General features: G+C 34.2%; 8 protein-coding genes and 1 pseudogene. 6 read left to right on the forward strand and 3 right to left on the reverse strand.

Translation table 11 applies throughout. The annotated features are described in order from the left end of the window. Positions 1 to 133, forward strand: a pseudogene (locus F6K27_RS30280) (IS701 family transposase); the annotation flags it as partial. Positions 134 to 185: 52 nt separating this feature from the next. On the opposite strand, the gene F6K27_RS30285 reads toward F6K27_RS30280, so the two are convergent. Beyond that, positions 186 to 1,550 carry a CHAT domain-containing protein gene (locus F6K27_RS30285; RefSeq protein WP_287279605.1) on the reverse strand — a complete coding sequence of 455 codons (1,365 nt, stop codon included), beginning with the start codon at positions 1,548 to 1,550 and terminating at the stop codon, positions 186 to 188. A 457-nt stretch (positions 1,551 to 2,007) separates the two neighbouring features. Between F6K27_RS30285 and tatC the strand changes: the two genes are divergently transcribed. Beyond that, a complete protein-coding gene (gene tatC, locus F6K27_RS30290; protein ID WP_287279606.1) occupies positions 2,008 to 2,862 on the forward strand; it encodes a twin-arginine translocase subunit TatC in 855 nt (284 codons plus the stop codon). Positions 2,863 to 3,180: 318 nt separating this feature from the next. Beyond that, a complete protein-coding gene (locus F6K27_RS30295; RefSeq protein WP_287279607.1) occupies positions 3,181 to 3,615 on the forward strand; it encodes a GFA family protein in 435 nt (144 codons plus the stop codon). Positions 3,616 to 4,261: 646 nt separating this feature from the next. Here F6K27_RS30295 and F6K27_RS30300 read toward each other — a convergent pair. Then, positions 4,262 to 5,734 (reverse strand): mechanosensitive ion channel domain-containing protein, encoded by a 1,473-nt coding sequence (locus F6K27_RS30300; RefSeq protein ID WP_287279608.1) that lies wholly within the window; start codon positions 5,732 to 5,734, stop codon positions 4,262 to 4,264. Positions 5,735 to 7,600: 1,866 nt separating this feature from the next. On the opposite strand from F6K27_RS30300, the gene F6K27_RS30305 reads away from it, so the two are divergent. Continuing rightward, positions 7,601 to 7,936: a tRNA-binding protein gene (locus F6K27_RS30305; RefSeq protein ID WP_124147626.1), complete on the forward strand. Its 336-nt coding sequence runs from the start codon at positions 7,601 to 7,603 to the stop codon at positions 7,934 to 7,936. A 19-nt stretch (positions 7,937 to 7,955) separates the two neighbouring features. Here F6K27_RS30305 and F6K27_RS30310 read toward each other — a convergent pair whose 3' ends face one another. Beyond that, positions 7,956 to 8,273 (reverse strand): DUF3067 family protein, encoded by a 318-nt coding sequence (locus F6K27_RS30310; protein WP_287279611.1) that lies wholly within the window; start codon positions 8,271 to 8,273, stop codon positions 7,956 to 7,958. 759 nt (positions 8,274 to 9,032) lie between these two features. On the opposite strand from F6K27_RS30310, the gene petC reads away from it, so the two are divergent. Further along, positions 9,033 to 9,572, forward strand: a complete 540-nt coding sequence (gene petC / locus F6K27_RS30315) for a cytochrome b6-f complex iron-sulfur subunit (protein ID WP_287279609.1) — start codon at positions 9,033 to 9,035, stop codon at positions 9,570 to 9,572. 419 nt (positions 9,573 to 9,991) lie between these two features. Continuing rightward, positions 9,992 to 10,981 (forward strand): cytochrome f, encoded by a 990-nt coding sequence (gene petA, locus F6K27_RS30320; protein ID WP_287279610.1) that lies wholly within the window; start codon positions 9,992 to 9,994, stop codon positions 10,979 to 10,981. Positions 10,982 to 11,967: the final 986 nt, after the last annotated feature.

Genomic DNA, 11,967 nt, shown 5'->3' on the forward strand with positions numbered 1-11,967 from the left:
CCTTTGAAGACATTTACTGATGCAATGGTACGCTTTTCGTACAGCTATGTCTTTCCGTTTTTTTGATTGGTTAACTAATAACCGTGACGTATTTGCCTCTGACAGAGAGAGTTTGGGCTATATTTGGTCTTAAAAGTTCTGTAAGTCGCAATAGGTATAACTTTTTTTGATAAAAAGTTACTAAATTACCAAGGATTACCAATAATAGTAAAAGCAGCCCAATAATAAGGATGAGATAAATTTTCATTTCCATATTCTGCTAATTCTTGTGGCAATTTTACGCTACTACCAGAACCGTGTAACTCATCTTTTTTCAAGTTTACTTTCCCGTTTAACATTGCTATTTGTGCTTGTCTGAGAGCTTCTGCTTTCAGTGGATTTTTTTGAAAATGTTGATAAAATTCATTCATTAATGCCAAAGTTCCCACATCACTAACATACCAAAGACTTGCCAGTGCAGATTTAACTCCAGCTTGCACAGCTAAACCAGCAAAACCTAATTCTGCTTGTTGGTCTCCCACTGCAGTTTTACAAGCACTTAATACCAACAATTCTACTTTTGGTTGATGCCATTTAAAATTTCTAATATCATCTAAATTTAGCTTTTCTTGATTCCAAAATTGAATATAAGAATTACTAGGTTTGCCTGATTTAAACTCAGCATGGGTAGCTAAATGAACTATGCCAAATTTCTGTTTTTGTCGTTGGTATTGTAAATTTTTAACTGTAAAAGTCTCGTTGATAAACCCTTTGCCTGGGAAAAATTCTTGTGTAATTTGTTTTAATTCTATTGGTACCGCTGGTAAAGATTTATGGTCGATAAATTCTGATGCCCCCATTCCTAATACTTGCATATTTTTTCTGGAATTATACTCAGTTTCGATCATATTAAAGGCGGGAATTAAAGCAATACTATACTTTTCTATGAGAAATTTTTCTCCATCATGTAGTGCTGATAATGCTAAACTGCGTAAACCTGGTCCTAGACAAAAAAGAATTGTATCTACTTTTTGCTTTTCTAATTCTGGCTCGATAGGAGCTACTATCCACTGATAAATTTGTTGAGCAGGTTTTAGATATGAATTGCTGTGACGTCCTCTGGGATCTGTGATTTCCCCAGCCAATATTTTTGCTGTATTTAATACAGTCTTTTGCTCTAGATCAGTAACACTGTATATAACTGGTATTTGATTGGGAGTAATTAATACTAACTGTATGGTTTTTTTTCTTGGCCATACCCAAACAACCCCAGGGTTTTTATCAGTTTGAATTTTCCATAAATCAAGTTGTTTAGCGATAGTTTCAGCAGTTAATGTAAAGTCTGAGAGATTAACACCAAAATAATTTTCATAAGCTTTTTCCCAAGTTTGTTCGATTCTATTCACAACTTCTTTGACAGCCTGATTTTCTAATAATGTATCCCACTCTGATTCTTGCAGAGCAAATGCTGGTTGTTTTTGTAGAAGAATATTTAACGTGATACTACTGATGCAGACTAATATAAATAGAAAGGATAAAATCTGATTTTTTTTCCATCTTTTGTTAAACATAATTTGGCTCCAAGATTTTTATTTCCAACTCTATTAACTATGATTGAGGCAAAAATTATGTAAGCATTTCCTACGGAATACTACGCAAACAGCAATTAGTAATAAATAATTACTTCTCAGGTTTGGTAAGGTGACCCATGGCAGTAACTTTTCTATTAAACTAATTTCAAAGGTTGCTTTTACCTTCCCCAAAATTAATTGCTGATAGCTAATAGCTGACAGCTGAACATTTACAAAATTATAGATGGGTTAAATACAGCAATTAATCTTCACCTATCAATAGTCAGTTTTTCTTGTTTTCGTGATTTTTACTTCTTTTCAAGGCTGATTAATAGACCTAAATTACCCGCAAACTACAGTATGAGAAGATGAATTTGCTTACTTAATCTCGGTACAATGGTCTACACTGTGGAAAATAAGAACTTTTATACAGACTAATCTAAAATCAAAAACAGATATGACACCTCCAGAAACTAGCACTCCTCCAGAGAGTTCAGATAATCATAATTTAGCACCTGTAAGCTTGAAAGAGCCTGAAGTTAAGCCAAATAATACAGCTCGAGTAGGCGATTGTCAAGATTTAGAAGAAGATGATTATCTCGATCGAGCTCCTGATGATGTGGAAATGTCTATATTTGACCATCTGGAAGAATTACGGATGCGAATATTTTATTCTCTAATAGCAGGAGTAGTAGGTATTATCGGTTGCTTCATTGTAGTTAAACCTATTGTCCAATTTCTAGAAGTTCCTGCTCGTGGAGTAAAGTTTCTCCAACTGGCTCCAGGAGAATATTTTTTTGTAACTATTAAAGTAGCTGCTTATAGTGGTTTTCTTTTGGCAAGTCCCTTTATACTTTATCAAATAGTTAAGTTTGTTCTACCAGGTTTAACTATTAGAGAAAGAAGATTTCTCGGACCCATTTTCTTAGGATCTACAGTTTTATTTGGATTGGGATTAGTATTTGCTTATTTTGCAATTGTACCAGCGGCTTTGAAGTTTTTTATTAGTTATGGATCGGAAGTAGTAGAACAAGCTTGGTCAATTGAACAATATTTTGAATTTGTATTGCTATTAATGTTTAGTACAGCATTAGCATTTCAAGTTCCAATTCTGCAATTCTTGTTAGGTATTTCGGGAATTGTTTCTTCTGAGCAAATGTTTTCTGGCTGGAGATATGTATTGTTAGGTGCAGCAGTTTTAGGAGCAGTTTTAACTCCTTCAACCGATCCTTTAACTCAAAGTTTATTAGGTGGAGCAGTAGTTGCTCTTTATCTGAGTGGTAGTTTTGTAGTCAAGTTGATAGGACGTTGAAGAAGGTAGAAGGCAGAAGGTCTAATTGCATGGGGATAGTCTTCGACACGCCATTTCGTGTCTACAAACTCCAAACTTTTCAGCAGTCTTATTGACAGTGGGATATTAAACCTGCAAAAGAAAAGATAAAAATATTGAATCTATATAATATTTGGCGTTGCACAGTGGCGAATGATTTGAGATTTTTGATTGAATTTGATTTTGGATTTGATAATTGCTAGAACGATTAATATTAGGTTTTTTTAGTCAAAGTCTAAACCTCTTTTTGGCAGTATCATTCCATAATGTGCAACCCCTAATATTTAGAAGGAAATAAATATGTCAGTGAAGAGTGAACACCAGGGAAGTTGTCTTTGTGGTGCAGTTCACATTTTTGTTAAGACAAATAGCAAAAGTGTAGCTGCTTGCCACTGTAATATGTACAGAAAATGGATGGGTGGACCTCTTCTGGCGATTGAATGTGGTAATCAGATTCGCTTTGAAGGCAGTGAGAATATATCTGTTTTCAATTCTTCCGAATGGGCCAAACGTGGTTTTTGTAGCAAGCGTGGGAGTCATTTATTTTATCGACTGAAACAGGAAGGAGACTACATTATTCCAGTTGGCCTACTTGATAACGACAGTAATTTTACCTTTGAGCAGCAGATTTTTATCGATCAAAAACCGTCTTTTTACTCGTTTGCAAATAAAACGAAGAATATGACAGGGGTTGAAGTATTCGCTCAGTATTCAGAGTTTTCCGATCAAGGGTGAGTAATACCAAATCCGGTTTAGTAAGGAGATATTCAAAAAATTCAAAATCTTTGTCTGATAAGGATTTGGATATTTAGGTAACTACCCTATAATAACCGGATTTGGTATAGCATCATGTCCGCACTTTATCGTTTGTGTAAACTCAAGGGTGAATATCTACAGGAAATTTAGGTTTTTTGTTGCTCAATAGTCTTTGTCCCTCTTCCTTCTTCCCTATTCCTTCTTCAAGCTTTGATTATTTAGGGCTTGCTGATTAATTATAAAAGTATTGATATATAAAGGTTTGAGTACTGTGAGGGTCGAATTGCAGTGCCAGTTATCACGTTGAAAACCCTCAAAAAGCTAGTATTTTAGGCGCATAGTTGGGCAGAAAAATCCCAAATTGACAATTGTTACCGAAAAATTGTGGTATAAAGCCTCTCCTTTTAAGGGGATAAAAAGAAAAAATTTCCTTTGAGTCAATCCTCTTCTTTTAAAGGAGAGGTAATTCTAAATTCTTGAATCCTACCTCCTCGCTCATTCCCCGTTCCTCCTGTCTCCTGTCTCCTGTCTCCTGTCTCCTGTCTCCTGTTTCCTGTCTCCTGTCTCCTATCTCCTGACTCCTGTCTCCTACCCCTACAAAAAGACTTTATTCAGCAAGCCCTATTTAAATACCAAATAAAGTATAAATTCGATTCCGAATCCAAATCATTGCTGTTTCTTGAGAATTTTCTTGCTTATCCAGTAATCCTAAGTTTTTTAAAGTCTCTAAACGTCTGGATAATTCTTCAGAAATTTTGTCTGCTAGTTTTTGGTGTTTTGCCAAAAGATTGTGTAAATTTTCTCGGTCTACTACAAATAAAATGGTATCTTCTGTAGCACGAAGACTCGCTGTACGAGTAATCCCTAATATTAGAGACATTTCTCCAATAAATTCTCCTGCATATCTAGTTGTAATATACTTATTTGCTTTTTCTGAAAATACTTCTACCGACCCGGAAAGTATAATATAAAATGAGTCTCCTGACTCTCCCTCTAGACAGATTATTTCACCGCGAGGAACAATTTTTCTATATCCATTTTCAATAACATCTCGTAGTTCAATATTATTACATTTTTTGAAATAACTAATCTGTCGTAATAAATCTCGTAAATTCCATTTTGAGGAATTTTGCTTAGTTTTTGCTATATTTTTGACTAAGGAAGTTGAAAGGTTTTTGGGATTTTTTACAACAGTTGTTGACTCTGCTTTTTTATGTGCTTGAATTAAATCATTAATCTGGCGAATATGTAAATCTCTTTGGGGAAAAGGAATAGAAATCTTCCGATAACTTAATTCTGAATATATTAAAAAATTTAAATAACTTTTGATTTGATCTATTAGAGTAGGATATTTAATCCAAACTAATAATTCAAAATTTAAGGCACTATCTCCAAACCCTTTAAACCAAACTTTTGGTGAAGGATTAGATAAAACTTTTTTTTCCTTTCTAGCTGCATCTAAAAGTGCTTCTTTTACTAAGTCTGTATCGCTACCATAGGCAACACCAATGGGAATATGTAGGCGAGAGGTCGAATCTTTATGACTCCAATTAATAATATTTTGTTCTACTATAGAATTATTAGGAATAATCACAAAAATACCATCAATAGTTCTGATTACAGTTGAACGAATTGAGGTTTTTTCTACTACTCCTGATAAATCATCAACTTCGATAAAATCTCCGACTTTAATTGGTTGAGCAATCAAAATTGTTAAACCACTAACAAAATTACTAATAATATTTTTCAAACCAATACCAATGCCAATACTTAAAGCACCAGCAATTACAGTAATTGAGGTTAAGTCAATGCCTGCATTATGAAGCACAATTAAGATACCAGTTATTGTAATGATGTAATTAATAATAGAGGCGATCGCTTCTCTTGTACCTTTTTTGATTCCTAAATTAACTAATATCCATTCTTTCATCCAATTTTTTATTGTGCGCGAGAAAAATACTACTAAAACAATTAAGAAAATTATTTCAGTAATATTCTTGATGGAAAATGATTTATTCCCTAACTCAAATATTTCAAATAGAATTATTTGAACTAAGAAGCTAAATATATTTTTTATTTCTATAAGTATCCAATTCATCTTAAACCCAGTGTATTTAATAAATGAGGAAAAATTAAATATATAAATTAAATAGCAAATGTAAAAGAGGTTCAACCTCAGTCTATTTAAAAATTGTGTAAGTAAAAAAATATCATTGGTATAGAGTATTATTATGATAATCATAGAAGTAAAATTAAGTTTCCAGTAGGAAAACTTATCAACCACAAAAATCAATGAAATTTACCAAAGATTCTAAATACCCAGACCCCGTTCTACAAGATGGTATCGATTAAGCTATTAAGTTAATGGAAAAAGGGCGACTGTATCACTATAACTTTGGTACACAGTTCGATTATAATAGGGCAGATTTTGTTTAACAGTTGGGAAAATTTATGACTACAACATAATTTCCAGAGGGCAAAAAACCAGCTTATCAACTAAAGTTACTAATAATAATTTTTTATACCAATACTAATATCAAAACTTAAAAATCCAGTAACCATAGTAATTGAAGTTAATTCAATGACTATTTTATATAATACGATTAAGATACCGACTATTGTTATTATGTAATTAATAATGGAGGCGATCGCTTCTATTGTACCTTTTTTGATTCCTAAATTAACTAATATCCATTCTCTAATCCATTTTTTTATTGTGCGGAATTAGGAATACTACTAAAACCATTAACTCAGATTCCGCACGTCAATTTGTCAGATAAGAAAGTACTACAAACATCAGTAAGTTGATAAGTATTTATAGTCTATAAATCATGATAATTTAACTGAGACAAAAGCCAAATTAAATTGAATAAATTAAGCATACATACTTGATGGAGCCAGATAATTAGCTCGGATCATTCCTTACTAACTAATGTACGTCGCCAATCAACGGCTCCCCTAAATGACTACTGACTACTTGCCCTTTATACTAAGCGCGTGAAGTTCCGAATGTAGAATTAAGAAAATTATTTCAGTAATATTCTTTAATGAAGAATGATTTATTCCCTAACTCAAATAGTTATTTTTTAAAGATTTTAACTAACAGGCTAAATATATTTTTTATTTCTAGAAATATCTAATACCATTTTGATAAATTTTTGTTACAAATAATTAAGTTATTGCTATTAGTCATTAAGACAGAAGAACAGTTTGTCAGCATTTATTGCAATTTGAGGATGAGTATTTTTAATAGTTTCAATATCATCAAAACCAATTATACCAAATTAAAAAAAGGTAGTTACATCTTAATTTGTCATTTATTGCTACAATTAAAAATTTTATATATCCATCAAATGTCAAAACTCAGCATTTTTTCCTCTTTTTTATCCAGTTTTTCTTTCCCTGTTGCCAGATGAGCTGTTGCCTGTTGCCCGTGTCGAGACTGTAGCAATATTTTATGAAATTGGTATTAGAGCTATTTCTCTATCACTAACAACTATGAAATTTGTACTTTTGGGTTATGACTGAATTAATGTCATTTATCCTAGCAATTATCCTCTAAATCAAGTTACTAATACTAGTGCATTTTCGACAATCTTTACTTCCCTTTGGAGAATAATTGCCAGATAAATTCCTATTTCTACTTTTTTCATTAGCACTTGTTCTGCTAAAAATTTATGGGAGGATATATAATCACTAATTGCTTAAATTTATTCTGTGTAAAATTTACGAAATACTGCTAATTTTCGTGACTAATTTACTACCTATTCCATGATTTATATCCTTTTGTTTTTTTACTTAAAGGGGTTGAATAGAATAAATGGTTGATCTCAATACTTGTATGGCAATTATTAGATGAATTTTTAACCTCGATAAATAGTTTAATCGATTCCATATATATTATTAATCAAGTCAAATACTAAACTGATTTATGATACTCAATCTAATTTAGAGAAGATAAAAAATGACAAACATAACTTATTCTGACTTTGAGAAAATAGAAATAAGGGTGGGAAAAATTATTGGTACAGAAGAATTTCCAGAAGCCAGAAAACCAGCTTACAAACTGTGGATAGATTTTGGTGAATTTGGCATCAAAAAGTCTAGCGCAGGATTAACAAAGCTCTATATTCGTCAAAATTTAGTGGGCAAATTAATTCTAGCAGTTACAAATCTGCCACCACGTCAAGTCGCTAACTTTATGTCTGAGGTCTTGGTTTTAGGTGTGGTGATGGATGATGGAGAAGTTGCTCTGATACACCCAGATCGAGATGTACTACTGGGCCAAAGAATCTTGTAGTATTTTGAGCGCCCTCTGGTTAAAATTCTTCTACCATCCATTCTGAAGCTCTCTCACCTAAGTCTAGAGGAATACTAACTGCCTTACCTAGTCTAGGTCTTTCTTTCGTACTCTTAATATAGTTCTTAACAGTTTCTACACCACCAAAACCATTGATATAGGTGGCTATTGCATCTAGGTGGGCCAAATAATCTACTTCAGTCATCGGAAAAGATACTTGCTCAAGGTACTTCCACATTACCTGCACAAATATTTTACCTTTTGTCCGCCGTAGTTGAATATCATAAGACTTACCCCACTTATCTAGTAATAGTTGATGTAATTCCTTGCCAGTTATCATATATTTTAGATTTTAGATAAATTATAACTTCTACAGTTTTGAGTTCTAAACACTAAATATAGTGTCGCACTATAGTTTTATTTAGGATTATGTAGTGTTTTTGCGTAAATTTTCAAGTTCAATAGTTAATTTGGGAAAAACTAACTATTAAACAAGTTTCCAAAAGTAAAAAATTATACTACATTCAAATAGCAGTCGAAGGAAAGGGCGCGGACATATCAAAAGCTTAAAACTCAGACAACGCGAAATTTTTCGGTCTTTCGGTCCTTCCTTCTGCTATAAATCTAATTATCTAGTCATAGACCTTGCAATCACAACATTTACATTTCTTAATGAAAAGAACAATAAAAGTTTAAATAATGTAATAATAATCAGGAAATGGTTTTAAGTTGCAATTTGTTTAACAAAATATTGTAAGCTGGGCTGTGGTCGCAGACTAACAGCAATTATTTTTTGTCTGCACATAATTCACCTGTGGCAGTAAGCACGATAGAGACGAAAACGCAGCAGTAAATATATTGGTCGCCGGAGGACATACCTCCTCCGGAGCAGCTGCGCTAACGGAGACACAAAATGGACTTGGAGGGAAGCTTAACCCATCCCCTCCCGGGAGGGGAGCAAGAGGGGTGGGTGCAGCACTCCGTTAAGCGTCAACCCTTCGAGGATCTAAGGTTCGGTAATAATCTCCGTATCTTTAGGCCGTAGAGGATGTCAAAAACACCAAACGTACATTAATAAAAAACACTCAATCTATTCATGGCTCAAGCAGAAGGAACACCAGATGTACCCGATATGGGACGTCGCCAATTTATGAATCTTCTCACCTTTGGCACTGTGACCGGGGTCGCTCTTGGAGCGCTCTATCCAGTAGTTAACTACTTTATTCCTCCATCCAGTGGAGGTACAGGTGGTGGGGTGACAGCCAAAGACGCCCTTGGTAACGATATTATTGTTAGTGACTTTGTGGCCAATCACAATCCTGGAGAAAGAACTCTGGCACAAGGTCTAAAGGGAGACCCTACCTATGTAGTGATTGAAGAAGATCAAACTTTAGCTAACTATGGTTTAAATGCAGTTTGTACTCATTTAGGCTGTGTAGTCCCTTGGAATGGTAGTGAAAATAAATTTATCTGTCCCTGCCATGGCTCTCAGTACAACAGTACAGGGAAAGTAGTTAGGGGGCCAGCACCTTTGTCTTTGGCATTAGTCCATGCCAATGTTAGTGATGATAAACTGGTCTTCACCCAGTGGGAAGAAACAGACTTCCGCACCGGAGAAAACCCTTGGTGGACTTAAAGAAGCGGTCAGCACTCAGTAGAATCGTTTTTTTTGACCTTGAGAAGGGGAATTTTTACCCCAACTCAACCATCCAGCGTAATAGTTGCTGGGAATTTTTAACCCAGAGCTACTAAAAGCTGAGAGCTGTTTGCGGAGCATTTCGGTACGGAAATGCTAAAAGCTGATAGCTAGTTAAGAGATTTTTGATTGGTAAGCAATCATTCATTAATGGATAATGGATAATTGATAATGGATAATGGATAATTACCTCTGGTTAAAACCGCTACGGAATTGAATATAAGGAAATATTATTTCTTTTTTTTTCCCCTTAAAAGGGAGGCTTTAAACCAGAATTATTTAATTATTAATTATTAATTACTCGGTAAATCCAAAATATTTGTAAAAGTTTTTGATTTTGAGAGAAGACAGAACAACTGATGTCAAAAGTAGACCGAGCGGCAATATTGGGTAGTATGACTAAGGCGATCGCCAAGATTATGGTAGTCGCGATCGCAACTATAGCCCTATTCTTTACAAGTGATATAACTCATCCCCAGGCAGCAAATGCCTATCCATTCTGGGCCCAGGAAACTGCTCCAGCAACTCCTAGAGAAGCTACAGGCAGAATTGTTTGTGCTAACTGTCACCTTGGTGCTAAACCTACCGAAATAGAAGTACCTCAGTCTGTACTACCAGATACAGTATTTAAGGCTGTTGTCAATGTTCCTTATGATACTGAGGTGCAGCAAGTCTTGGGTGATGGTAGTCAAGGTGGCTTAAATGTAGGTGCTGTATTGATGTTGCCTGAAGGCTTCAAAATTGCACCTGAAGACAGAATACCTGAAGAATGGGAAGAAGAGGTTTCTGGTCTCTACTTCCAACCCTACTCTGAAGACCAAGAAAACGTTATTTTAGTTGGGCCAATGCCTGGAGAAGAATATCAAGAGATTGTTTTCCCGGTTTTATCTCCAGATCCTGCCACTGATAAATCTATCCACTTTGGTAAGTATGCTATTCATGTAGGCGGAAACCGAGGTCGTGGTCAGGTTTATCCTGCTGGTAATAAGAGCAATAATACTGTTTACAACATCTCTGCTAGTGGTAAGATTACTGATATTACTTTTGAAGAATATGTAGGTAATAACATTACTATTGTAACTACTGACGGTGAGACTGTTGTGGATACAGTGCCTCCAGGCCCAGAACTTTTAGTTGCTGTAGGAGATACTGTTGAAGCGGGTCAAGTTATTACAAATGACCCTAATGTCGGTGGTTTTGGTCAAACAGATATTGAAATTGTGCTGCAAGATGCAAATCGAGTTAAATGGTTGATGGCATTTTTTGCTCTGGTCATGCTAGCTCAGATTATGTTAGTTCTGAAGAAGAAACAAGTTGAGAAAGTTCAAGCTGCTGAAATGAATTTTTAGGTAGACTGAGTTATTTCGCTTAATAATTTACTAATAGGGAGTAAAGCATTAGGAGTGAGGGATAGACTTCATTTCTAATGCTTTGCTCCTTTATCCATTAATGAATCACTTTTACCCGGCCAATGTCACAGACGATCGGGTCTATAGTAATATTTTGATAATAAATATTAATTATTTCAAATCTAAATAAACGATTAATTTTCAAAACCTGAGCGCACAATAGCTATACATAATACATAGTTAATTCTCTTCATTTTTCCTGCAATACCAATTAATACTACGTTACAAATACTGATATAGCATATAAATATATCAGTATGTATTATACCAATTCCCAAAAATAATGCTATACTTCCGATGAACTTCAGTTATTAAGTAATAATAATGATTCAGTAATGAATGTAGAGGATTATCGGCATTAATCCAAAATATCTTATGCCTTTTAACCCTATTCCCTACTCCCTATTCCCTACTTCCAAGGAGATGTAGCAAAACTTTTGAGAAATGGTATTACTATATTTTCTCAGGTTATTGATAATTGAAAATAGTATACTCAAGACTTTAACCTTGCCAAATAAAAAATTAATAGTAGAATAACTCAATAAGTTATTATCTATTAACCAGCTCGGCAAAGCAGTCAGTGCTGATCAACTATAGCTTTAATCCTTACTAACACAGTAAATTCCATTAATAATCAAGAGGTATGAGTTAAAACTAAATGAAAAAAATTCTTAATAAAATTTTAAAATATAGTCCTAGTATTTTCAGTATAACCCTACTAATGGCTAATACTGCCCAGGCACTGCCTACCCCACCAGAGAATCAGACATCACCCAAAAATTCTATTGGGGTATCCGACCTATAGCAATGAGCGCTGGCATCTTTACATATTACATAAATATTGATAATGTAACATAAAAGTAACTGTATGAGCTGTATTTTTCATAAATTAGGCGATCGCTAAAGGTTAAAGTTTTAAGGATGCG

The sequence above is a fragment of the Okeania sp. SIO2F5 genome, from assembly GCF_010692685.1.
Taxonomy (GTDB): Bacteria; Cyanobacteriota; Cyanobacteriia; order Cyanobacteriales; family Microcoleaceae; genus Okeania; species Okeania hirsuta.